Consider the following 23,783-nt stretch of genomic DNA (forward strand, 5'->3'; position numbering starts at 1 on the left):
AAGGAGATATTGAATGAAAGCAATCAGAAAAGCTGTATTTCCTGTTGCCGGGTTAGGAACCCGTTTTTTACCGGCAACCAAAGCGAATCCCAAGGAAATGCTGCCTATCGTTGATAAGCCATTGATTCAGTTTGCCGCAGAGGAAGCTGTTGCTGCGGGCATCGATGTGTTAATTTTCATTATCGGTCGTAACAAGAGTTCAATACCGGATCATTTTGACAAAGCTTTTGAATTAGAAGCTAAGCTGGAGGAAGGAGGAAAGCAGGAAATGCTCAATGTAGTTCGCAACATTCTGCCGTCTCGTATTGATTGCGTTTATATCCGCCAGACGGAGGCATTGGGACTGGGGCACGCCGTTTTATGCGCGCAATCTGTAGTCGGTGATGAACCTTTCGCGGTACTGCTGGCCGATGACTTGATCAATGCGAATGAGCAATGCTGTTTGAGTCAAATGGCCGATATCTATAATCAAAATCATTGTTCAATTTTGGGTATTGAACGGGTGCCGCACGAAACGGTTAACCGCTACGGTATAATCGATAGCACGCCAATTTCGGATAAATTGTCCAAAGTTAATGCCATTGTTGAGAAACCGGCGGTTGATCAAGCGCCTTCCAATCTTGCAGTTGTCGGACATTACATTCTGACGCCACGAATTTTTAAACTTCTGGAGCAAACCGAGCGCGGCGCTGGCAATGAAATTCAACTTACGGACGGTATTGCAAAGCTGCTAAAAGAAGAATCTGTACTAGGTTATGAATTCCAAGGCAAACGCTTTGATTGTGGGAGTAAGTCAGGTTATCTGCAAGCAACGGTAGAGTTCGCATTGCAACACCCTGAACTTAAGCAGGAATTCAAAACATATTTAACTGATTTAACAAAAGAATATTCCTGATAGTTATTAGACTCACATAATAACTGAGATTCACGTATTAAGGCGAGCCAGATCGGCGTAAAACTCCGCTATCTCTATGTGTTGAGGTTTTGCAAAATTCTTTATGTTTCCATGCCGCCCTACTTGAATTTTCTAAGCTCTAGGCTAGCAGAACAATCCGTTAGCCTAGTAAAATATTAGAAAAAGTAAATTAAGTTATTGTTATATAAAATAAATAATATGTTTCAAGACCGCGAGGCTTAGAAACGCTCAAACTGATACAGCTTTTCTTTTGGTCTGTCTTGATTCTTTGCATACCGCTCAATTACGCCCCAGTCCGCTTTCTCACCTACAGTTGCAGCGTAATAGTCATCCGTCCAGAACTCACCATTCCTCAGGGTGCTCCGATCATGTCTACTGTAATACTCGACTAATCGTGATACCGTTCGCTTTGACAATCGGCATGATGTTGGGCATGTCAGCGCAAACTGTTATGATGGTAGTCGCAATGGCTGCAACTAGTCTTGTTGGTTCAGTGTCGTATCCGGCTAATACTCTGGTAATGGGTCTGGGAAAATACCGATTTGCCGATTACTCGAAGCTTGCCATCCCGCCCACTTGGGCCGTTTTCTGACTATATTCTTTTTGTTGCTAGTATTCTGGTCACTGTAGATTCAATAAAAATATTCGCTTCCGATGATGTCATAATGCATTGTTATTATTGTAGATAATTCATAATGGAATCTGATGAAATCAAACCCGTAGCCTTAAAAAAGCTATTTTATGACTATAAGACAGGGAGCAAGATAATTGTTGTCTTGGTCTTGAGTTGCGCTTTTTCCGTGCAGGCCGCAAGCTCTATGCATATCCAAGGGCTAATCCAGCAGCTTGGAATTTTGCAGCAAGACCTCGCAAATTTGAAACGAGGGAAAGTTGTTTCTTTTCAGGTTACTGAGAATGACAAGAAGGAATTAGCTGCCGGTGTCGCTATTTATATTTCGTCAACGCCTGCCAAGGTTGTTGAGTTCCTCAGAAATAAAGGCATGATATCGGTGGATACTGAAATTATTTCTCAATCGCTTATTTCGCCGCAAACGACACTCAGTTCTTTTAAAGAGTTAAATTTTAAATTGGGTGATAAAGATGAAGCGGATCTTTTAGCTGCCAAACCGGGGGACACCTTTAATCTGTCGGCTCAAGAATTCAAGACCCTTCAAACCATAAAATCAGAACATCCTGATTCAATAACAGAATCTTACAGGAAGATTTTATTCGAGCGGTGGCAGGCTTACCGTAAAGAGGGTTTGAAGGGAATTGCCACTTATGATCGTGGTGCTGGCAGAGTTTCTGACCCTGGTAAGGAATTACGCAAAGCGATATTAAGCAACAAAGTGTTGCTCAATCATTTTCCTGAGCTTTATCAGGCTTGGCTTAATTATCCTGTCGTTATGCCAGCTAATGCTGAAGAACGGTTTTTTTTGATTAATCGACAGGTTGAGAATCGTTCAACCGCCGTTTTGCTGCATCGCATGATATTGACTGAGAAAGCTGGCGGGATAATTCTTTCCCGGCAGTTTTATGTGGAACATTCCTATAATTCAAACCAGTTTATTATTGGTTCCCTACCTTATCGCAATGGTTCATTGGTTTTCTACACGAATCGGACTTTTACCGATCAAGTGACAGGTTTTGGCAGTGGTTTGAAACACTCGGTCGGACGCGAGCAAATGCGCCATAGAATGGAAAAGCACTTGATTAATATAAAAAATGCTCTGAAATAAAAATACAGATAACAGGTCGATCCAGAAAATCACGTGCATTCTCAGGATGTCTTAACAGTGAGCGAAATATAAATCGCGGAATTTGAGTTTTTAGATTACTATTTATCGCAATGTTATCTGCATCCGGAATTATCTGACATCTGTCCGGATCTCTTCGCGGTGACATATGAACACCCACTTACGGATGAGCATCCCGAGATTCCCTTGCTTGTTATTTTTTAAAAATTATTTTGGATTCGGTAAGATAGATGCCTAATTTAATCAACAAACCAATTCATATCCTAGGGATTGGCGGTATTGGCGCAGTGCTTGGCTGGGCGCTGGCACGGCAAGGCTATGTCGTGATTTTGGTGGACAGTGATCGCAGCAAGATAACTGAAGGTGCAAAGCACGGTGTAACGATAGTTGCATTGGGAACGCAAGATGCTTCATTCGTTTCTTTCGACGATTGGATACCCCCGAAAGAAGGATTTATTCTGCTATGTACTAAAACCTATGACAATCCAAAAGTACTGGCTCGTTTGTCAGATGATGCTTTTCTGGTTCCGATACAGAATGGTTTCGATCCCGATCTTGACCGGCGCAGTCATGCGTGTGAAGGCATTGCCTCTTTTGTTTCGGAATGCCAGCGTGATCGCCCGATAACCAGAATCACCCGGCCGGGTAGCCTGCACATCGGAGCGCGCCGGTCCATCTCAAGTGACGAGCATGTTGAGATAATGTCATTGGCCCTGGCTCTGGGAAAAGCCAGGTTATTTCCTGTTGAACTTGTTAAAGACATACGACCTTATAAGGCAACAAAGCTTATGTACAATGCTGCCATATCACCGCTTGCGGCTGCGGCTGGTGTGGATAATGGAGCGTTGTTAAGCGATCAATTGGCCAAACTGCTTTTTTTTACATTATTGCAAGAGAATTATGCGATCCTTCAAAATGCCAAAGTGCCGCTTGCCCGTATTGGTCCTTTTCACCCGGATACCGTGTCTTTAATTTTGCGCACGCCCTGGTTGCCGGCACTGATGGCTATATTTTTTCGCCCATCTCTGCGCGGTACCTATTGCTCCATGGCACCCGATATTCATGTCGATCACGCGCGTACTGAAATCGATGCGTATACCGGTCACCTGATCCGGCTTGCCGGAGAGTTTCCTTGTCCCTTGAATCGTGCCGTGCTTGTACTCATTAATAAAATAACTTCTGAAGGCTTGAAGCCAAACTATCAACACCTGCAAAATTTGGCAGATCAGTGGGCCGAGAGGATTGCGTCTTGATTTTAGTCACGGGTGGTGCTGGTTTTTTAGGTGCGCATTTAGTTGCTCAATTACTTGATGAGGGTCAATCAGTTCGCGTCCTGGAACGGCCGGGAGCTGGCGTCGATCATTTGCCACTGAATCGGATCGAACTGATCAGTGCCGATATTCGTGACGAGCACGCGGTTAAGAAAGTTACGCGTGATTGCGAGTATGTCTATCATTTGGCGGCAGATCCTAATCTCTGGCGCCGTGACCGGCGGGAATTCGATAGCATTAATCGTCTCGGCACGTTCCACGTTATGCGTGCTGCGCTCGAGAGCGGTGCCAAACGGATATTGTATACCAGTACCGAAAGCATTCTGACATCCCGCAACCCCAAGGGAGACGCGGTTGAGACACTCCGGCTCAAAGCAAGCGATATGCTGGGTCCATATTGTCTGAGCAAGTTTCTTGCAGAGGAAGAAGTTTTTAAGATGGTGTCAGAAGGCGCTCCCATTGTTGTGGTCAGTCCCACCTTACCCGTGGGACCTGGAGATCGGTTGAAAACACCGCCAACGCGATTATCGCTGGCGTTTTGCAGGGGAGAGCTGCCAGCTTTTCTGGATTGCCAGTTCAATCTCATTGATGCCAGAGACGTGGCGGCTGGCATGATTGCGGCAATGAAGAAAGGTAGAACGGGAATTCGTTATTTGCTGGGAGCGGAAAATCTCTTGCTTTCAGATTGGTTAAGCATTCTAAGCAAGGAAACGGGTCAACCCTTGCCGCGTTGGCGGGTTCCTTACCTGGTTGCCCTGCTTGCAGCAGGGATCAGTGAAGCATGGGCAGACCATGTCAGCGGAGAAATGCCGCTCGCCACGATAACCGGGGTGCGTTTGACTCGCCGCAGTATGTTTTTTGATCCATCCGTCAGCTTGACTGAGCTCGAATTACAACCACGTCCAATAAAAACGGCTGCTCATGATGCCATAGCCTGGTATCGGTTACAGGGCTGGCTCTAGTTTTGATATAAGATTGTACCGATTAGGTGGTCGAATGTGTATTACGACGAACCCGGATAATTGGATCATAAATACAATAAACGGTATGTTTTCAAGCAATTGGCATGGTTTCCTGTCAAATCAAAACGATAGTGGAAAATTTGCAGTATTATTTGCAGCGTTTGATAAAGCAGATAGAATTAATAATATCGAGGATATTTCTAATATTTGATCGAATCGCTAAGCTAAGCTCCCGGTTTTTCTCTGGCCGTTTTTATATCCGAATTGGGATAATTAACCTGCTGGTATTCCTTAACCTGAATCCGAGTATTGCTGCAGTGCAGGAGGCGCAGAATTCGACCAAAGACTCGACAGTAGTTATCTTATCGGCACCTAATCGCATTAAAAAGCTTCTTGTTAAATATCTTAGGCTTCCATCAGAACCGTTTGCGGATGCTGCTGCTGAAGAAATCTTCTTATACCGTGCACAAAAAGAAATCCGCGATTTATTGGCAACTGAAGGTTATTTTTCCCCATCGATTTCAGTGTTGCAGCAAATTCAGGATAATGTTGCCATGCCCGAGATCAAAATTGATCCCGGCGTATTGACGCGCGTCGGCAATGTTTTAATTACATTTCAAGGTGAAGTTGCTCGCGAGGATGGCAAATATCAGGAGCGCATCAAGCAGCTCCGCGCTACATGGCCATTGAGAGAAGGTTTACCCTTTCGTTCTTCCGAATGGGAAAAAGCAAAAGCGGCTTTGTTATCCGATGTAACCCAGGAAGAATTTGCTGCGGCGTATATTGTGAACAGTAAAGCCACTGTTAATCCTGATGATGCGCGGGCTGATCTTTCCATCATCATCGATTCCGGGCCTGTTTTTCATTTGGGTGAAATACAAATCACCGGATTGGAGCGGTTTGATTCCGCATTGATCACTAACCTGGCGCCTTTTAAGGTGGGTGATGTTTATCGGCGGGATGTATTGCATCTTTATCAAATCACGTTGCAGAAAGGGCCGCAATTTAGCTCCGTTTCGGTCAGTGTTACGCCGGATGTCGCGCAACATCGATCCGTTCCTGTACAGGTTATGCTGACGGAGGCGCTATCGCAGCGTTTTGCCTTTGGCGCCGGTTACAGTTCAAATAATGGCGCTCGTGGCGAGATCAATTACCGCAATCATGATTTCATGGATCGAGCCTGGAATTTAACCAGTATGTTGCGTCTGGAACAAAAGCGGCAAACTTTTTTTGCCGGCATTGATACCTTGCCTGATCAGAACAATGTCAATTATTCATTGGGCGCCAGTTTGCAAATGACCGATATCGAAAATTTGAAAACTATTGAAGAAAAAGTCGGTATAACACGAAATTACCAAACTCAAAAAATTCAAATGCATTTTGGTTTGAATTGGCATCATGAAAGTAAAAAACCAGCCGGTGCGATTAATCAGATTAATGAAGCATTAGTCCTCGATTGGCGCTGGAGGCGCCAAGTTGTTGATGATCCGGTTAATATCCGGCGTGGTGACGTGACAGAGCTGCGTATCGGCGGCGGCAGCCAGATGTTCCTGTCGGATCAGGATTTTCTTCGTACTTATGCACGGCATCAGACTTGGTGGCCCGTTGGTTCTCAGGATGTCTTTTTTTTGCGTGCGGAGGTTGGCTATACGTTTGCCGCGTCGCGCTTTGGTATTCCGCAGGAATATCTATTTCGCGCCGGGGGCATTCACTCGCTGCGAGGATATGATTTTAAAGGAATTGGCGTACAAGAAGGCAATGCAGTTGTGGGCGGGCTCGTCATGGTAACAGGTACCGCTGAATACACGCATTGGTTGACGCAGCAATGGGGCGTTGCGGCTTTTGCCGATATTGGTGGCGCCGAGGATCACTGGCGAAAAATCCACCCTTTTCTAGGTTATGGCTCCGGTATCCGCTGGCGCAGTCCGGCGGGGCCGGTCGCGCTTGACTTGGCCCGGGGGCACGAAACCGGTTCGTTACGCGTGCATTTCTCAATGGCTGTGGCATTCTGAGTTGCATACATGATAAATCCATCCATTGGCAATCAAGGATCAGAAAATCGCCCGCATCGGTTCAGATGGCTTGCGAGTTTGATATCGATAATGCTGGTTTGCGTTTTGCTTACCGGATATTGGCTTTTGAATAGTCAATCAGGGCTGCAATGGACTTTCTCCGTCATTCATCGATTGAGTTCCGGGGCGATTCATTTTGTTGGTGTTCGAGGGGTGTTACATGATCTACGGATTGAGAATATTCATTTTGCCGGTGATGAATTTAAGCTTGAGGTGCAAAATATCCGTATCATTTGGAATCCGGGTGAGTTGTTTCACAAGCAGATCGCGATTGATCAGTTGACGGTAGAAACATTGAGAATTCATCAATTGGTTCCGGGAAAAGATACTCCGCGCGGTACATTGCCTGAAAGTTTGAATCTTCCCTTGGCGTTGTCGATTCATGCATTGACTATCGATTCGATGGATTTGGCAACGGCAGAAAATAAGAGCGTCGAACCTGTCATAACCAACCTTGCGCTGGCACTGGAAAGTGATGGCCATACGCATCAACTGAAATTCCTCAATTTTTATACTCCGTGGGTTTCGGTTAACGCATCAGCGGAATTTAACGGCAACTCCCCGTTTGATTTATCAGCTCAAATTGATTTGTCGGGCGTTGATTCATGGGGTGATGCGCAGATGCTGATCACGGGCAACCTGGAGCGCATGACGATTCAAGCCAGCACGATGCAATCCACGATCGCAGGAGATTTGCAACTGCAATTACATCCTTTTGCAGATAATCCTGTGGTACAACTGGATGCCAATATCGAACGGCTGAATCCTGCAAGCTTTATTTCTGCAGCACCTCAAGCCAGTCTTTCACTATCCGCGCATTTTGCGCAAAATGATTCCGCACGACTGGAAGGCACGATGCGAGTTGAGAATCATGCGGCTGCTACATACGATGCAGGCGGTCTTCCTTTGTCCTTATTCAGCACGCGAATATGGCTTACTTCGGAATCTTTGAGATTGCAGGAAATTGACGCGCAAATGAATGGCAATGGATCGCTTCGCGGTAATTTAATTTGGCGTTGGGATGAGCAATCCGGATCAGCCGATATACGAGTCGAACGATTAAATCCATACCATATCGATAGCCGTTTGCAAGCGGCGCAGGTTTCCGGGCAAATCGAATTGTCCGGCACTGCGCAAACACAGTCTGCACGTATTCATCTTAAGGATAAATCGGTCAATTTAGCAGCGGTGATTGCTCGATCCGGAGAGAACGTCGCGCTTGAGCAATTGAATTTGCAGCGCAATCAATCACAATTTACCGGACGCGGCGAGATTGCGTTGGATCACGAGCAATTATTTGAGCTTTCAGGCAAGTTGGCAAATTTTAATATTGCGGATTTTGTCCGGACAGCGGACTCAAATCTGAATGCGGCCCTATACTTATCCGGGCAGTTGTCGCCACGCATTTCTGGCGTATTAAAATACACGATCCAAAATAGCCGTCTGGCGAAATCCCCGGTAAGCGGTTCTGGTGAAATCGCCTTTAATGGTCTTAATGCATTTGATGGAAAAGCGGAATTAAAGGCGGGATCCAATCATCTGGTGATGCAGGGCAGCATGGATGAGAAGGGGAACGCACTCCATCTGCGCCTTAAAGCGCCGGATCTGGCACAATTGGGATTTGGATTGGCGGGCGATTTACAAATAAGCGCGAATCTTGCAGGTAGCTTTGAAGCACCCGGCCTTGATCTTAAACTTGCAAGCAAGCATTTGTATTTTCCAGACAATCGAAGCGTGTCAGGAGTTAATGTTGATGCGGGTCTGCACAATGAAGCAATTTCATTGGAAGCTTCGATTGAGCACTATGATGCGCATGAGAAAGTTGCAATCAAGAAGCTGATGATCGGTACTCAGGGAAAAATTTCGAATCACATTCTATCGGTTAAAGCACAGATCAATGAGGATATTACTTTCCGGTTAGCAGCAGCAGGTGGAGTGGATCCTAAGAAATCCTTGCAATCGTTGCGTTGGACTGGTCAATTTACTGAGTTTGCAGCCCTTGGCGAAATGCCCGTACACTTGCTGTCACCCGCGGCATTTTCAGTCAGCGCCCAAGCGATTTCCTTGGATCAAGCCAGATTTTCCCTATCGGGTGGATTTGCCAACATTGATCAATTACATTGGACGCCGAAGGATTGGAAAACTCAAGGCGACTTTTCCGGCATTGTTTTACTTCCTGGTTCGCAGCAAGCATCCAATCAATCTCATCTGCAGTTGGGTGGTCACTGGGATTTTGTTTCTACCCAGCAATTAACCGGCAATTTGAAAATTTTCCGGAAACAGGGTGATTGGTATCTACCCGGTGAAGTACCGCAGCCATTGGGTATGGAAAAATTGCAGTTGATGGTGATCGCTGAGGATGGAAAATTAATCAGTGAATTCAAATTATTCAGTCAATCTATCGGTTCCGCTACAGCTGATTTAACCATGCCAATCAAGCAATCCGGTTCCGGTTGGTCGATTTCCCGTGAATCGGCATTGCATGGTAAGGTCAACGTGGATATCAATACCTTTAACTGGCTTAATGCACTACTTGGCGGCAGCATGAGTACAGAGGGGCAGATTCAGGCTCATGTCGATATTCAAGGTACGCTGCAGCAGCCGGATTTCAGTGGAACAGTTTCCGGTAGTAAGTTGAGTGTGGTATTACTGGATCAGGGAATCAACTTACAGCAAGGTACGATGACAGCAAGATTTCATCAAGAGGATTTAGAAATTGACCGGCTCCATTTTATTACACCTCATGAAGTACCTCCGGACAAGCGCTTGTTTGGTGATTTCGAATCCGATGGCATGCGGGGATCGTTAACCATTACCGGCAATATCGGGCTCGCGGGTAATGAAAGCCGGATGGATTTCATAATCGATCAATTGCCGCTGGCGCATAAAGCCGAATATTGGGTTGTCGCATCCGGTTCTGGAGAAGTCCGGTTCCAGAATAGCCGATTGAATGTGAAAGGGAATTTATGGGCTGACGCAGGCTTGTTGCTGCAACCGCCGGAAGGCCGCCCGGAATTGGCAGAAGACATTGTTTTTGTAAACACTCCGGAGCAAACCAGGCAAAACTTGTCGCTACTTTTAAACATGAACCTGAATTTAGGCGAAAGATTCCATATCCGCGTGGCTGGTCTGGAAGGCCGCCTTGCAGGTCAGCTGCAGGTGCAAAGTGATGAGAAGAACAAGCTGAAGCTCAACGGTACCATTGTGGCGCAGGATACTTCGTTTAAAGCATATGGTCAGAACCTTTCGGTTAAACGTGGAATTGTCAGTTTCCAGGGGCCTTTGGATGATCCGGAATTAAATATTCTGGCGTTACGGGAAAATTTGGCGGTTGAAGCCGGCGTTGAAATTATGGGCTCGGTGCGTTATCCGCGCGTGAAGCTTATATCAACGCCGGATGTTCCTGATACCGAAAAGCTTTCCTGGATCGTGTTGGGAAGAAAACCGGACGCGAGCGGCTTGGATACATCAGTGTTGTTGGCGGCTGCCGGATCGATATTAGGCGGTCAATCCGGAGAAGGCATTACGGAGAAAATAAGTGCTGCCCTGGGGATCGATGAAATCTCATTCAGACAAGCCGGCATCGGCAGTTCATTGACCGGGCAAATTGGTGTGGTTGGAAAACGCCTATCGTCGCGCGCGTACCTGAGCTATGAACGTGGCCTGACGGCAGCTACAATGGGCATCACAAAACTGACCTATAATCTTACGCCAAAACTAACCATTGTTACTCAAACAGGTGAAGATAGCGCAGCTGATCTGTTTTATACGATTCAGTTTGATTGAATGACTGTGCGAATTATCACTTCCTAGCTCTTGAATCCTGGTTTCTTGTTATGCCCGTCAGATATTTTCAGCACAAGAATACTGGCTTAATTTTTTATCATTCACCGGGTTGCAAAGTGACCGATATATCAATAGTCGCGCTTTTTCGCAATACCGTGATCTTGATGGTATCACCGACTTTATAGCTATCGATGCGGGAAAGTAATTTGTCTACCGAATCAATGGGCTTGTCCTCTATAGCCACAATAATATCCTTTGCGATGATGTTACCTTCGGGCGTGATCGTCGCGCTCTGAAGTCCGGCCGTATCTGCCGCAGATCCGGGGCTGATGCTCAAAATGACAACTCCGGTAACTTTCAGGTGCTGAGTCAAGCGATCATTGAGCTTGCTATCGACCGTGATGCCCATTGCCGGGCGAATATATTTGCCGCGGCTGATGATTTGCGGAACTACACGATTGACGGTATCGACCGGTACCGCAAAACCAATCCCGGCACTGGCGCCACTGGGACTGTAAATGGCGGTATTAATGCCAATCAGGCGGCCTGCAGAATCCAGCAGAGGTCCGCCGGAATTGCCTGGATTAATGGCAGCGTCGGTTTGAATCAGATTGTCAATGGTGCGCCCGTCACCGCCCGGGAGTGATCGATCCAGTGCCGAAACAATGCCGGTGGTCAATGTCCAATCCAAGCCAAAGGGGTTACCGATGGCGAATACTTTTTGTCCGACTTTGAGATCATGATTGGTACCCAAGGGAACCGGGATCGGTCTTTGCAAGCCGATGCCTATCCGCAGCACTGCAATATCATGCGCCGGACTCGCGCCTACTAGCGAGGCCTTATAATCACGCCCATCAGTCAAGCGCACGGTGGCCTCGCTGGCGCCTTTGACCACATGGAGATTGGTAATGATGTGGCCATGGTCATCCCAAATAAAACCTGAACCGGTTCCGCTTGGGACCGAGAAGATGTTGCGCGTCCAAGCATCCATAACGCGTTGGCGGGTAGTGATAAATACCACCGAAGCGCGTGAGTTTTCAAATAATTCAATTGTGCTTCTTTCGTCTTCAGCCAGATTGCCACGTGCCTGGACTATTCGTGGTTCAGCGCCTTCAAGTTTATCATCAGCGGAAAAATAGCCCGGCTGAAGCGTATCTGGAAAATAATGGTAAAGAAAGCTGTGAAAAAACAGCGCCAGTAATACGACAGCCAATGAAATAGAGATAAATCGTGGTAACGTTGGCATGAATGATTGTTCCTGTGGTTTTATTATTTATATCATTGGATTGTGGATTTGGCCCAACGTATTATATCCTGCTCGCCCATCGCGCCGGATTGACGGGCAATTTCTCTGCCATTCATAAATAGCGCCAACGTTGGAATACTGCGAATTTGGTAACGAGCAGCCAGAGCTTGTTCTTCTTCGGTATTTACTTTGGCGAGACGCATTCCCGGTTCCAGGGTGGTGGCTGCCTTGGAAAAAGCCGGGGCCATCATACGGCACGGGCCGCACCACGGCGCCCAGAAATCGACCAGTGTGGGGATGTCGTTGTTGGAAATATGCCGGTTAAAGTGATCTTCTGTCAATTCAACCGGTAGTGCAGTAAACAATAATTGATGGCAGGCGCCGCATTTTGGTGCCGCACTCAGGCGGTTTGCCGGTACACGGTTGGTCGCATGGCAGTGCGGGCACACGATGTGTAAAGACATGGGCGGTTTTCCTTGCTAATTTGATAATGTATAAATTAATTGTTAGCTTTCGTTCAGTTCGGACGTTCTCAAACGGGTGCGTAGCGATTCAACTTCTTCGATCAGATCGGCAACCAGACCGGCCAATTCTGGATTGCATTCGAAATCCCTTTCAATTGCAACTATCCTCTTAATGCGTAAGAAGCTATGGCTATCAAATATCCATACATTCGGATCCGTATCGATGAGATTTTTATCTGGCAACAAACCCCACTGAACATGCTCAATAATCCATTCCCGACTCACCCGGCAGCTTCGCGCCAAATCATCCAAACTGAGCGTGGTGTCTTCGAGTACGATGGCATCGATTTCTTGCAACATGGTTTAGACTCCAAGATTCTGGCGCGGATTAAACGCGAGTTCATGCGCCATGGTTTGGTAAAATTTTCGTGCTTTTTCTGTCGCAGCGGATGGCAGCACTACCTCCAGCACTAGATATAAATCACCGGGCGTGGCCGCTGGAATACCACGGCCTTTTAAACGCAGTTTGCGGCCGGATTGGGAATTTTCCGGTATCCGCACATCGACCAGACCATCGGGTACCGGTATCTTGACTGTGGCGCCCAGTACAGCTTCCCACGGAGCGACAGGTAATGCGGCATAAATGTCTTTGTTCTCGATCCGATAGCGAGGGTGCGGTTTGAAATGAACTTCCAGAAACAAATCTCCGGAGGCTTCTCCAGCATGACCGGGACCACCTTGTCCGGCGAGCCGGATCACTTGTCCGGCATGTACTCCTTTGGGAATGCGTACATTTAACGTATGCTCAACGAGTATGGTACGTCCTTGATTATCCAGCTTGGGCATGCGCAGTGTCAGACTGCGTGTTGTACCGTGATAACTGTCTTCCAGGTCGAGCATAATTTTTGCGTGATGATCTTCACCGCGCATTCGGTGAGTGTGCCGGGCGTCACTTCCCATTTGATTTCTAAACAATTGCGAAAAGAAGTCGCTGAAATCCGCGGCCTGCGCATCGCTAAACCCTTGTCCCGTGAATTCAAAACCCGCATCCCAGCCGGGGGGCGGTTGAAAATCACTGCCAGCCTGAAATCCCTGTCGTTCTAATTGATCATAAGCGGCGCGTTTCTCCGGATCGGATAACACCGTATAAGCTTCATTGATTTCTTTCATTTTTTGCTCGGCATCCATTTCTTTGGAAACGTCCGGATGATATTTACGCGCCAGCCGGCGAAATGCTTTCTTGATTTCGTCAGCCGTCGCATCGCGCGCAATGTCAAGCGTTTTATAATAATCCTTAAATTCCAAGCTAATTCTCCTGGCTCAGTGCATTAGTACATCATGAATATTATGTCTGCTTTGAGCTAAATAAAAAAGTTTTGATTGCGAAAAAATTTATTCCGCCGAATTTACTTGATGATACCTATGGCACAATTTAAAAGCTCTGCAATCAATATATTGGTTCTGTATTAACAGAGATTAATACAGAATATCTGCTACTTTGCCATAGCAGTAAAGATTGCCGATGGCGGCATGATGGATATGCTGCTGCGGTGAAGAAGCGGTTGAAATGGTGGTCGCATTATCTTCAATGGTCATGATTTTGAAGTGCAACAACCTGGGGAATTAATCTGAGACATGCTTCTAAGTATAAGAATAGCAATGATTTTCCAATAGTGCACGTCCTGTTTAACCTCAGGCCTGGTTTCGCTGCACGCACAAGTAGAAGATTTGCTTAGGATTATCAAACAACCATTCGATTATACAAAAGCTAGTCATCATGGAACATTCAAAATGCGCAACAGCCTTATTGACTGTTTATTTTGGCTAATCTCCATTAATCAGATATTTTTCAAGATTATTTGCAAAATTTGAATGGCATAAGAATAAATAGATAATGGTCTCAACCTCAGAATCTAGACGCTATTCATGAGGTTGAGCTCGAGCGCCCGATGGGTATGCTGCAATTTTATTTTTTCAGAGCGTCGCATTGATCAAGAAATGCTTGCCGCGCAGCTTCATTGTCCTTCAAATCCGCAAGCGAGGATTCCAGTCCTCTTCCTGCGCAATTTACCGCATTTGCTTCGGGTACTCCGCCGCAACCGATCAGAGAGAAACAAAGACCAATCATGCAAGCGATGCTATATTTTTTAAAATTCATCTAAAATCTTCCTCTATAAAATATTCATTAGGGTTTGTGGGTGATACTCGATCTCTCAATCGTTTGACGTCGGTCCGGAAACATGAACCTGGCGGCACATTTTACCTTAATCCATGCTTTTTGTATTTTTACTATATTCTGATCCGAGCAAAGTGCATTGAGAATGTGCCGAATTCATTCGTAAACTACGGCCCTGTCTACTTCCCTTGGTGTATTGGGCGTACGGTTTAATGCGTTCAGCAATGTAAAAAAAGCCAAACCAAAATATGCTAATCTGGTTTCATGTCTGTATACTTCAAGGTATTTTGAAGGATTTCTATCGACTATAAGCAGTATTCAAACCTACTGGAGCCGGCCAATGAAGTTTTCAATTTACCGCTATGATCCCGATAAAGATGAAAAGCCATACATGCAGGATTACGACGTTCAGTTGACTGCGACGGATAAAATGCTATTGGATGCATTGTTGCGAATCAAATCGATTGATGATAGTTTGAGTTTACGCCGTTCCTGCCGTGAAGGCGTGTGCGGATCGGATGCGATGAATATCAACGGACGCAATGGATTGGCGTGCATAACACCACTTAAAAGCCTGAAAGAACCAGTTGAAATACGGCCATTACCTGGATTGCCGGTGATTCGTGACCTGATCGTGGATATGACGCAATTTTTCCAGCAATACCATTCGATCAAGCCTTATTTGATCAATAATGATCCGCCGCCTGAAACGGAACGGTTACAATCGCCGGAAGAAAGAGCTGCTTTGGATGGTGTCTATGAGTGCATTTTATGTGCTTGCTGTACTACCGCCTGTCCTTCCTTTTGGTGGAATCCGGATAAATTTGTCGGGCCTGCAGGATTATTGCAGGCCTATCGTTTTCTCGCCGATAGCCGCGATCAGGCAACGGCGGAGCGACTAGATAACCTGGAAGATCCTTATCGGCTGTTTCGCTGCCATTCCATCATGAATTGTGTCGATGCGTGTCCTAAAGGCTTGAATCCAACTCAGGCAATCGGCAGAATCAAAGACATGATGGTTAAGAGAATGGTATGAAAGAATTTGAGCGTGCACGCTGGCGCTGCCGGCGTGGTATGCTTGAACTGGATATCGTGTTGCAACGGTTCATGGATCGAAATTACCGGCAGCTTGATGAAACGGAATTGCTGCAATTTGAACGATTATTGGCATTGCCGGATAATGATTTATGGGATCTGATCAGCGGAAAGCAAGTCAATTGTGACACGCAGTGGCGGCCGATATTGGAACTGCTGCAAAAGAACTAGATCCGGGTGTTTTCATCAACATCGTTAATCCGTTAACAGTGCATACTGATTTAATATTGCAATTTGTGGAGATGTAATATGGCGCAAGAAGGCAAAGCGACTTTGAATTTGAATAACGGTAGCGATCCTATCGAGCTGCCGGTTTTATCCGGAACCATGGGTCCGGATGTGATTGATATTCGTAAGTTGCATGCACAGAGTGGCTTGTTTACTTATGATCCCGGTTTTTTGTCAACCGCCAGTAATAATTCCGCGATTACTTTCATTGATGGCGATAAAGGAATTTTGCTGTATCGCGGCTATCCGATTGAGCAATTGGCACTCCATTGTGATTTTATCGATGTGTGTTATTTGCTGTTGCAGGGTGAATTGCCAACACCTGGGCAAAAGTCGGGATTTGATGATGAAATCAAAAGTCATTCGATGCTGCATGAGCAGCTGGTACGATTTTATAGCGGGTTTCGTCGCGATGCTCATCCCATGGCGGTGATGGTCGGAGTAGTCGGCGCTTTATCGGCGTTTTATCATGACGCTCTGAATATTTCCGATCCGTTGCATCGCGAGCAATCTGCATTGCGGTTGATTGCAAAATTGCCGACGATTACTGCAATGGCTTATAAATACAACATTGGGCAACCATTTGTTTATCCGCAAAATAGCTTGAGCTATGCTGAGAATTTCTTGCACATGATGTTTTCTGTGCCGACAGAAAAATATGAAGCTAATCCGGTGATTGTGCGTGCATTGGACCGGATATTGATTCTGCATGCAGATCATGAGCAGAATGCTTCCACCTCGACCGTACGCTTGGCAGGGTCTAGCGGCGCTAACCCATTTGCTTGTGTTTCTGCCGGTATTTCCTGCCTATGGGGACCGGCGCATGGCGGGGCAAACGAAGCTTGCTTGCATATGCTGGAGGAAATCGGTGATGTTTCGCGCATTGACGAATTTATCCAACGTGCAAAAAACAAAGAGGATAATTATCGGCTGATGGGTTTTGGCCATCGCGTCTATAAAAATATGGATCCGCGGGCAAAGCTGATGCGCGAAGCTTGCCATGAAGTTTTAAATGAATTGGGTTTACAGAATGATCGTTTGTTCAAACTTGCGCTGCAACTTGAAAAAATCGCATTGGAAGACGATTATTTTATTTCGCGCAAGCTCTATCCTAACGTCGATTTTTATTCCGGCATTGTGCAACGCGCATTAGGTATTCCAACCAGTATGTTTACCGCGATTTTTGCGATGGCAAGAACAGTTGGCTGGGTAGCGCAATGGAGCGAGATGGTCTCTGATCCGGATTATAAAATCGGGCGCCCCCGTCAGCTCTATACAGGTGCAGCCTTGCGGGATATTGCCAGCTCGTTTTCTCAAAAATAATTATCCTCGATAAAAGCTGCCATTGTTATGAACAAGCTGTTGATGGAAGAAACTCTTTTGTATGGAACTAACGCGGGTTTTATAGAAGCGGTTTATGAGGAATATCTGCATAATCCTAATTCTGTAGCGCTGGTCTGGCGTGAATACTTCGATAAACTGGCCAGGCAACCGGACTCAATTGCCGGTAAATCGCCAACAAACAGCGTTGCCATTGCTCCAGTTACAAAACCTGCCGGCTTGGAAATTCAAGCCGCGCTTCCGGAAGTGATGTCGATTGATTCTGATGATCGTAAGCAGGTGGCCGTGCTGCAACTCATCAACATGTATCGAAGTCTCGGATTGAATCAAGCCAATCTTGATCCTCTCGGGCTCAAACAACAATTGGCCATCCCCGAATTGAATCCGGCGCATTTCGGATTTACCGATGCAGATATGGATAAAGTATTTAATACCGGTTCATTAGTCGGGCCCGATCATGCTTCGTTGCGTGAAATTTTGCGAACTCTGCGCGAGACATACTGCGGTTCGATCGGTGCTGAATATATGTATATTTCTTCAGTCGAACAGAAACGCTGGATACAGGCTCGGCTGGAAGGGCAGCGCTCCAATCCGGATTTTTCCGTTGAGGTCAAGCATCATATTCTTGAACGGCTCACAGCGGCAGAGGGACTGGAGAATTATCTACATACCCGCTATGTAGGGCAGAAACGTTTTTCCGGAGAAGGTAATGAGAGCCTGATTCCATTGCTGGATAGTTTGATTCATCGTGCGGGGAAAGCGGGCATTCAGCAAATTGTAATGGGAATGGCGCATCGTGCCCGGCTCAATGTACTGGTAAATACTCTGGGGAAAATGCCAGCCGATTTGTTTCGCGAATTTGAAGAAAAACAGCCGCAGTACTTGCCGTCAGGGGATGTGAAATATCACCAGGGTTTTTCTTCTGCTATTAAAACATCTGAAGGTATTGTGCGCTTGGCATTGGCTTTTAATCCTTCGCATCTGGAAATTGTTAATCCGGTTGTCGAGGGTTCGGTGCGAGCCCGTCAACATCTGTTAAACGATAAACTGGGGGATCGCGTATTGCCCGTATTGATTCACGGCGATGCGGCGTTTGCAGGACAGGGCGTAGTGATGGAAACGTTGAATTTGTCCCAGACTCGTGGCTATGGTACTGGCGGGACGGTACACATTATCATTAATAATCAGATCGGATTTACCACTTCGGATCCGCGTGACAGCCGTTCCACGTTGTACTGCACCGATGTCGTCAAAATGATCGAAGCGCCAATTTTTCATGTCAATGGCGATGATCCGGAAGCGGTTGTTATGGTGACTGAACTGGCGTTTGATTTCCGCATGCGGTTTCATAAGGATGTTGTGATCGATATGGTGTGTTTCCGTCGCCTTGGCCACAATGAGCAGGATGAGCCGATGGTGACACAGCCAAAAATGTACCGGATCATTAACCAACACGCAGGTACTCGCAAGCGCTACGTCGATAAACTGATTGCCGAGGGAATAATCCAATCGGAAGATGCGGACAATCTCATCAAATCTTATCGTGATGCTATGGATGAAGGTGTCAATCCTAATAAGGCTGTGTGTTATGACTATAAATCTCCGTATTCCATCAACTGGGAACCTTTCTTAAAGCCATTCAAATGGAATAAGCGGATTAAGGCTGGTGTTGCGGTACAAACGCTGAAACAGCTTGCTATAAGGCTGACAGAAGTTCCTCAAGGGTTCAAGCTGCATTCGCGCGTGGAAAAAATCATTGCCGATCGGCGTTTGATGGGTAAGGGTGAATTGCCTCTGGATTGGGGAATGGCAGAGAATCTGGCTTATGCCACCCTGCTGAAGGAAGGTTATCCAGTAAGATTGTCCGGTCAAGATTCCGGGCGTGGCACGTTCTTTCATCGTCATGCCGTATTACATGATCAGGTAGCAGCGGATCAGAACGAACGTATTTATGTGCCATTACGCCATCTTTACCCTGAGCAACCGGATTTTGTCGTGATTGATTCGATGTTATCGGAGGAGGCGGTGCTGGGGTTTGAGTATGGCTATGCAACGACACAGCCCAATGAATTGATTATCTGGGAGGCGCAGTTTGGCGATTTTGCCAATGGTGCGCAGGTGGTAATCGACCAGTTTATCGCCTCGGGTGAGGCTAAATGGGGGCGTGTATGTGGTTTGGTGATGATATTGCCGCATGGCTATGAAGGACAAGGACCCGAACATTCTTCCGCTCGGTTAGAGCGTTTTCTGCAGTTATGCGCGGACTATAATATTCAGGTTTGTATACCTTCCACCCCAGCGCAAATGTATCATTTACTTCGCCGGCAAATGATCAGACCGATACGCAAGCCGTTGATTATCATGAGTCCCAAGAGCATGTTACGCCATAAAGAATCGGTGTCGAATCTGGATGAACTGGCGCATGGATATTTTTATCCGGTTATTTCCGAAGTCGACAGCATGGATCCGAGAACTATCAGGCGGATTATTGTTTGTAGTGGGAAAATATACTATGAGTTATTGGCTTACCGTAAAGAACAGCGCATCAAGGACATGGCAATTATTCGATTGGAACAATTATATCCATTCCCGCACGAGGAATTTCAAGCTGAGATCGATCGTTTCCGTAAGGCCAAAGAAATTATTTGGTGTCAGGAAGAACCAGGCAATCAGGGAGCATGGCATCGTATTCAGCATTATCTTCTGCGTCATATGCGATCCGATCAGGTGTTGGGTTATGCACTGCGTGCTTCTGCAGCTTCACCGGCCGTTGGTTATATGGCAAGGCATAAATTTACACAGAATGAATTAATCGTGGCAGCATTCAGGGATAAAATATAAAAAGAGGGCACCACATGTTAGTTGAAGTCAAAGTACCCGTGTTATCTGAATCAGTAGCTGATGCTACTTTAATCTCCTGGCATAAAAAAACAGGGGATCATGTCGATCGATCGGAAAATTTGATCGATATCGAAACCGACAAGGTCGTGCTGGAATTACCTGCTCCCAGTGCAGGCGTATTGACCAAAGTGCTGAAAAATGATGGCGCTACCGTTACCAGTGGTGAAGTGATTGCCATGATTGAAACCGAGGCTGCTGGGGTTGCCGACGCTAAACCGCCTCAACCGGATAATCAACCGGCTGCCGTGACTGAAAAAGAAGCAGCAATTGTTACCGAGAAAAATACAAAAGATTCTGACGTTGAAGATAGCAATCAAGCAATACCTATGTTGATGCCGGCTGCACGTAAATTAGCGGAAGAAAACAATTTGAAGGTCACGGAAACTTCTGCAATTAAAGGTAGTGGTTTGAGAGGGCGTATCCTCAAGGAGGATGTGCAAACCTATATGGAGCGCAAATCCAGTACATCCCTGGAAATTGAATCCAAGCCTGAAGCTATTGTTACTTCCAAGACAGGAGCACGTACTGAACGTAGAGTCGCCATGTCACGATTGCGGCAACGCATTGCAGAACGTTTAATAGAGTCACAATCTACCGCAGCGATTCTGACCACCTTCAATGAAGTTAACATGCAGGCGGTCATAGATTTGCGTACACGCTATAGAGCTGAATTTGAGAAGGAATATGGCGTAAAGCTGGGCTTTATGTCGTTCTTCATCAAAGCGGTTATTGCTGCGCTTAAGAAATACCCGGTTATCAACGCCTCGGTTGAAGGCAATGAAATTATCTATCACGACTTCTACGATATCGGCATCGCCGTCAGCAGTCCGCGCGGGCTGGTGGTACCGGTCATCCGCGATGCAGATCGTTTAACGCTGGCGGAAATCGAACTGCAGATCGCTGATTTTGCCAAGCGCGCCCAAGACGGTAAATTGAGTATCGAAGAACTTAGCGGCGGTACTTTTTCAATTACTAACGGTGGTGTATTTGGTTCCATGCTGTCCACGCCTATCATTAATCCCCCGCAAAGCGCTATTCTTGGGATTCACGCAACCAAGGAAAGGCCTGTAGTGGAGAACGGGCAAATTGTGATTCGCCCAATGAACTATCTTGCATTGTCCTATGATCATCGGATTATTGATGGCCGGGAAGCGGTATTATCTCTGGTAGCAATGAAAGAAGCGTTGGAATATCCGATGAGCCCATTACTGGAAAAATAAACCAATTATTGTAATGGATTGATCGCGATACAGCGGCTACCGATCCAGCGGCCTGACGTTTCAGCAGATGCATGCACCGGATTAGCACCGATAGTACTGTCGAATTCGGTATTTCCCGTGAAACTTTCCGGACTGGTAAAGCTGCCTTGGGCAAAGCCGTTTCCTTGAAAATGTTGATTGGAGCACGCCAGATCAAGCTGGTAGCGATTACCCGTGCGGGAGGCATTTTTCACCGTACAGCCGGATCGATCTTCATAAAAATAAGTGGGAATTTCCTGCTTTGCCATTTCCTCGGTAATACAAATTTTTGACGTGGTTGAGTCATTCTCGATTTCAGGTAATTTAAGCCCATAGCGGAGGGCAAGGGTGCTGAGTTGCTGCATTTGTTCTGATGGAATATGCGGTACCAATGCTAAAAGTTCAGAGCGAGTGGTAATTTCCCATAAGCCTGGACGGATGTGCTCATGTGCAAAACCAGGCGCCATGAAGATAAGTGTTAACAAACTTGCAATAAGAATTATTCGCATGAAATGTTCGTAGTGTGTTTCTTGATACCATCAAGTCCGGTAAAAGTTTCGTTAAATCGTGCCGATAAGTAGCGGGTTGAGCTATGAAAATTAATTTCCGATTTTAGTAAGTTTAGCCGATTCGAGAATAACCTTCCAGAGTAAAACAGGAAATCCTAATCATTTGGCGCGCGGCAGCATATAAGTTGTAATCATATCATTATAATAATTGGTTATTTATGTTCACGCTATCAGTTGCTGTATATTTCAAACTTTCCTTTGAGGTGTAGAACATATGGAATGGCAAGGCTGGTTTACGTTAGGGTTATGTATTGCGGTGCTGGCAACACTCATTTCTACTCGAATTGGTCCTCATTTGATCATGATCGGAGCATTGACGCTATTGAGCGCACTCGGAATTCTAAGTAGTTCCGATGCGTTGAGCGGCTTTAGTAATTCTGGTTTGATTACGGTTGCAGGCATGTTTGTGGTAGCAGCCGGTATGCATGCCTCCGGTGCGATTGATCTGCTTGTCAATACGTTATTGGGCAGACCTGCGACTCCGCGTGCAGCGCTAAATCGCATGTTTTGGCCGGTTGCATTTTTGAGCAGCTTTCTTAACAATACACCAGTGGTAGCTACGATGATTCCGGCAATTTATAGTTGGTCGAGGAAGATCGGAATTTCACCTTCCAAGCTTATGATCCCACTGAGTTATGCGGCAATTTTAGGCGGTACGGTAACGCTGATCGGAACCAGCACCAATCTGATTGTCAATGGACAATATCAGGCATTGACTGGTGAGCCCGGATTTTCTTTGTTTTCGATCACTGCAGTTGGAATACCCGTAGCGATAGCTGGTTTTTTATTTATGTGGTTATTTTTCCCTAAGCTGTTGCCGGATCGCACCCAAGGTCAAGCTTTTTCCAATCTGCGGGAATTTACACTGGAAGTTTCTATCGCACCTGATGGCCCTTTGGTTGGGAAAACGATCGAACAAGCCGGACTAAGACATTTGCAACGCGTGTATTTGATTGAAATTGAGCGCAACGGAATAGTATTGACCGTTGTAACCGCCGATGAAGTGCTTCAAGGTGGAGATCGTCTGGTATTTGCCGGCGATACCGACGCAATTTCTGATTTGTTGCGTATTAAGGGAATTGTGCCATCAGCCGAGGAGGGGCAAGCACAAACTTTTGCCGAGCGGCATCCTGAGCGGCGTCTGGTGGAAGCGGTAGTATCACCGCATTGTACTGCGGTGGGATATGCCATCCGCGATGCGCGCTTCCGTGCTCGCTATGGTGCAGCGGTTCTGGCTGTAGCACGACATGGCGAGCGTATCAAAGGTAATCTCGGCAGCATTATTCTGCAAGCAGGGGATACATTATTGCTGGAAGCCAGACCGGCCTTTGTCACCCGGCAACGCTACAATAAGGATTTTTTGCTGATTAATGACCTGAATACGGAAGCACCGCGTCATGAAAGAGCTTATGTTGCCTGGATGATTTTATTGGGCGTGATCACAGCCGCCAGCTTTGAGATAATCACTATGCTCAATGCTGCATTGATTGGTGCCGGATTGATGATTATTGCCGGCTGTTGTACTGCCAATCAAGCGGAAAGAAGTCTCGATTTAAAGGTCATCATCACAATTGCGGCATCATTTTCGCTGGGCATGGCGCTGGAAAAAACCGGAGTTGCCAAATACCTTGCCGAAAACATCGTTGATCTGAGTGGAGGCACGCCGGAGCTATGATCATTTCTGGTGTATGTAAGGAGAAGAGAGCGGTGTAATCTGTTGATAAAGATCTGCCCAGATCGATTATCAAAATAAGGAGAACA

The 23,783-nt window shown here is 46.3% G+C and carries 20 protein-coding genes; 13 read left to right on the forward strand and 7 right to left on the reverse strand.

Going from position 1 to position 23,783, the window contains the following annotated elements; all coding sequences use genetic code 11:
- The first annotated feature begins 13 nt into the window (after nt 1–13).
- Nucleotides 14–895, forward strand: a complete 882-nt coding sequence (galU, locus tag C4S39_RS07970) for a UTP--glucose-1-phosphate uridylyltransferase GalU (RefSeq protein WP_103966497.1) — start codon at nt 14–16, stop codon at nt 893–895.
- Between the two features lie 239 nt (nt 896–1,134).
- Here galU and C4S39_RS07975 read toward each other — a convergent pair whose 3' ends face one another.
- On the reverse strand, nt 1,135–1,332 hold the full coding sequence (locus C4S39_RS07975; RefSeq protein ID WP_258039352.1) for a transposase: 198 nt from the start codon (nt 1,330–1,332) through the stop codon (nt 1,135–1,137).
- A gap of 17 nt (nt 1,333–1,349) precedes the next feature.
- Here C4S39_RS07975 and C4S39_RS15300 point away from each other — a divergent pair, with 17 nt between their 5' ends.
- The 6 genes from C4S39_RS15300 (at nt 1,350) to C4S39_RS08000 (ending at nt 10,764) form a co-directional block, all read left to right on the forward strand.
- Nucleotides 1,350–1,508, forward strand: a complete 159-nt coding sequence (locus tag C4S39_RS15300; RefSeq protein ID WP_181023788.1) for a hypothetical protein — start codon at nt 1,350–1,352, stop codon at nt 1,506–1,508.
- A gap of 103 nt (nt 1,509–1,611) precedes the next feature.
- Nucleotides 1,612–2,655: a hypothetical protein gene (locus C4S39_RS07980; RefSeq protein WP_103966498.1), complete on the forward strand. Its 1,044-nt coding sequence runs from the start codon at nt 1,612–1,614 to the stop codon at nt 2,653–2,655.
- A 248-nt stretch (nt 2,656–2,903) separates the two neighbouring features.
- On the forward strand, nt 2,904–3,926 hold the full coding sequence (locus C4S39_RS07985; protein WP_103966499.1) for a ketopantoate reductase family protein: 1,023 nt from the start codon (nt 2,904–2,906) through the stop codon (nt 3,924–3,926).
- On the forward strand, nt 3,923–4,906 hold the full coding sequence (locus tag C4S39_RS07990; protein ID WP_103966500.1) for an NAD-dependent epimerase/dehydratase family protein: 984 nt from the start codon (nt 3,923–3,925) through the stop codon (nt 4,904–4,906). Before C4S39_RS07985 ends, C4S39_RS07990 begins: the two co-directional genes overlap by 4 nt.
- A gap of 104 nt (nt 4,907–5,010) precedes the next feature.
- Nucleotides 5,011–6,918 (forward strand): autotransporter assembly complex protein TamA, encoded by a 1,908-nt coding sequence (locus C4S39_RS07995; RefSeq protein WP_103966501.1) that lies wholly within the window; start codon nt 5,011–5,013, stop codon nt 6,916–6,918.
- Between the two features lie 126 nt (nt 6,919–7,044).
- Nucleotides 7,045–10,764 (forward strand): translocation/assembly module TamB domain-containing protein, encoded by a 3,720-nt coding sequence (locus C4S39_RS08000; RefSeq protein ID WP_258039353.1) that lies wholly within the window; start codon nt 7,045–7,047, stop codon nt 10,762–10,764.
- 97 nt (nt 10,765–10,861) lie between these two features.
- On the opposite strand, the gene C4S39_RS08005 is transcribed toward C4S39_RS08000, so the two are convergent.
- The 5 genes from C4S39_RS08005 to C4S39_RS08025 all read right to left on the reverse strand — a co-directional run bounded on the left by C4S39_RS08005 (nt 10,862) and on the right by C4S39_RS08025 (nt 14,632).
- The gene (locus C4S39_RS08005; protein ID WP_103966503.1) at nt 10,862–12,010 is read right to left on the reverse strand and encodes a S1C family serine protease; all 1,149 of its coding nucleotides are present in this window, start codon (nt 12,008–12,010) and stop codon (nt 10,862–10,864) included.
- 32 nt (nt 12,011–12,042) lie between these two features.
- Complete coding sequence (trxC, locus tag C4S39_RS08010) at nt 12,043–12,474, reverse strand: thioredoxin TrxC (protein WP_103966504.1); 432 nt, start codon at nt 12,472–12,474, stop codon at nt 12,043–12,045.
- A 42-nt stretch (nt 12,475–12,516) separates the two neighbouring features.
- The gene (locus C4S39_RS08015; protein WP_103966505.1) at nt 12,517–12,834 is read right to left on the reverse strand and encodes a chaperone modulator CbpM; all 318 of its coding nucleotides are present in this window, start codon (nt 12,832–12,834) and stop codon (nt 12,517–12,519) included.
- 3 nt (nt 12,835–12,837) lie between these two features.
- A complete protein-coding gene (locus C4S39_RS08020) occupies nt 12,838–13,779 on the reverse strand; it encodes a DnaJ C-terminal domain-containing protein (RefSeq protein WP_103966506.1) in 942 nt (313 codons plus the stop codon).
- Nucleotides 13,780–14,440: 661 nt separating this feature from the next.
- On the reverse strand, nt 14,441–14,632 hold the full coding sequence (locus tag C4S39_RS08025) for an entry exclusion lipoprotein TrbK (protein ID WP_103966507.1): 192 nt from the start codon (nt 14,630–14,632) through the stop codon (nt 14,441–14,443).
- 358 nt (nt 14,633–14,990) lie between these two features.
- On the opposite strand from C4S39_RS08025, the gene C4S39_RS08030 reads away from it, so the two are divergent.
- The 5 genes from C4S39_RS08030 to odhB all read left to right on the forward strand — a co-directional run bounded on the left by C4S39_RS08030 (nt 14,991) and on the right by odhB (nt 21,435).
- On the forward strand, nt 14,991–15,686 hold the full coding sequence (locus C4S39_RS08030) for a succinate dehydrogenase iron-sulfur subunit (protein WP_103966508.1): 696 nt from the start codon (nt 14,991–14,993) through the stop codon (nt 15,684–15,686).
- Nucleotides 15,683–15,916, forward strand: a complete 234-nt coding sequence (locus C4S39_RS08035) for an FAD assembly factor SdhE (protein WP_103966509.1) — start codon at nt 15,683–15,685, stop codon at nt 15,914–15,916. Before C4S39_RS08030 ends, C4S39_RS08035 begins: the two co-directional genes overlap by 4 nt.
- A 78-nt stretch (nt 15,917–15,994) precedes the next feature.
- Nucleotides 15,995–17,296 carry a citrate synthase gene (gene gltA, locus C4S39_RS08040; protein WP_103966510.1) on the forward strand — a complete coding sequence of 434 codons (1,302 nt, stop codon included), beginning with the start codon at nt 15,995–15,997 and terminating at the stop codon, nt 17,294–17,296.
- 27 nt (nt 17,297–17,323) lie between these two features.
- On the forward strand, nt 17,324–20,155 hold the full coding sequence (locus tag C4S39_RS08045; protein WP_103966511.1) for a 2-oxoglutarate dehydrogenase E1 component: 2,832 nt from the start codon (nt 17,324–17,326) through the stop codon (nt 20,153–20,155).
- Between the two features lie 14 nt (nt 20,156–20,169).
- On the forward strand, nt 20,170–21,435 hold the full coding sequence (odhB, locus tag C4S39_RS08050; RefSeq protein ID WP_103966512.1) for a 2-oxoglutarate dehydrogenase complex dihydrolipoyllysine-residue succinyltransferase: 1,266 nt from the start codon (nt 20,170–20,172) through the stop codon (nt 21,433–21,435).
- Between the two features lie 5 nt (nt 21,436–21,440).
- On the opposite strand, the gene C4S39_RS08055 is transcribed toward odhB, so the two are convergent.
- Nucleotides 21,441–21,962 carry a DUF3617 domain-containing protein gene (locus C4S39_RS08055; RefSeq protein WP_103966513.1) on the reverse strand — a complete coding sequence of 174 codons (522 nt, stop codon included), beginning with the start codon at nt 21,960–21,962 and terminating at the stop codon, nt 21,441–21,443.
- A gap of 274 nt (nt 21,963–22,236) precedes the next feature.
- Between C4S39_RS08055 and C4S39_RS08060 the strand changes: the two genes are divergently transcribed.
- Nucleotides 22,237–23,697 (forward strand): SLC13 family permease, encoded by a 1,461-nt coding sequence (locus C4S39_RS08060; protein ID WP_258039354.1) that lies wholly within the window; start codon nt 22,237–22,239, stop codon nt 23,695–23,697.
- The last annotated feature ends 86 nt before the right edge of the window (nt 23,698–23,783 follow it).

Source organism: Nitrosomonas ureae (genome assembly GCF_900108305.1).
GTDB classification, from domain to species: domain Bacteria; phylum Pseudomonadota; class Gammaproteobacteria; order Burkholderiales; family Nitrosomonadaceae; genus Nitrosomonas; species Nitrosomonas ureae_B.

Excerpts from the sequence above, each read along its gene's own strand:
- galU (WP_103966497.1), top strand. The coding sequence starts at position 14 with ATGAAAGCAATCAGAAAAGCTGTATTTCCTGTTGCCGGGTTAGGAACC.
- C4S39_RS15300 (WP_181023788.1), top strand. The coding sequence starts at position 1,350 with ATGTCAGCGCAAACTGTTATGATGGTAGTCGCAATGGCTGCAACTAGT.
- C4S39_RS07980 (WP_103966498.1), top strand. The coding sequence starts at position 1,612 with ATGGAATCTGATGAAATCAAACCCGTAGCCTTAAAAAAGCTATTTTAT.
- C4S39_RS07985 (WP_103966499.1), top strand. The coding sequence starts at position 2,904 with ATGCCTAATTTAATCAACAAACCAATTCATATCCTAGGGATTGGCGGT.
- C4S39_RS07995 (WP_103966501.1), top strand. The coding sequence starts at position 5,011 with ATGGTTTCCTGTCAAATCAAAACGATAGTGGAAAATTTGCAGTATTAT.
- C4S39_RS08005 (WP_103966503.1), bottom strand. The coding sequence starts at position 12,010 with ATGCCAACGTTACCACGATTTATCTCTATTTCATTGGCTGTCGTATTA.
- trxC (WP_103966504.1), bottom strand. The coding sequence starts at position 12,474 with ATGTCTTTACACATCGTGTGCCCGCACTGCCATGCGACCAACCGTGTA.
- C4S39_RS08015 (WP_103966505.1), bottom strand. The coding sequence starts at position 12,834 with ATGTTGCAAGAAATCGATGCCATCGTACTCGAAGACACCACGCTCAGT.
- C4S39_RS08025 (WP_103966507.1), bottom strand. The coding sequence starts at position 14,632 with ATGAATTTTAAAAAATATAGCATCGCTTGCATGATTGGTCTTTGTTTC.
- C4S39_RS08030 (WP_103966508.1), top strand. The coding sequence starts at position 14,991 with ATGAAGTTTTCAATTTACCGCTATGATCCCGATAAAGATGAAAAGCCA.
- C4S39_RS08035 (WP_103966509.1), top strand. The coding sequence starts at position 15,683 with ATGAAAGAATTTGAGCGTGCACGCTGGCGCTGCCGGCGTGGTATGCTT.
- gltA (WP_103966510.1), top strand. The coding sequence starts at position 15,995 with ATGGCGCAAGAAGGCAAAGCGACTTTGAATTTGAATAACGGTAGCGAT.
- C4S39_RS08045 (WP_103966511.1), top strand. The coding sequence starts at position 17,324 with ATGAACAAGCTGTTGATGGAAGAAACTCTTTTGTATGGAACTAACGCG.
- odhB (WP_103966512.1), top strand. The coding sequence starts at position 20,170 with ATGTTAGTTGAAGTCAAAGTACCCGTGTTATCTGAATCAGTAGCTGAT.
- C4S39_RS08055 (WP_103966513.1), bottom strand. The coding sequence starts at position 21,962 with ATGCGAATAATTCTTATTGCAAGTTTGTTAACACTTATCTTCATGGCG.
- C4S39_RS08060 (WP_258039354.1), top strand. The coding sequence starts at position 22,237 with ATGGAATGGCAAGGCTGGTTTACGTTAGGGTTATGTATTGCGGTGCTG.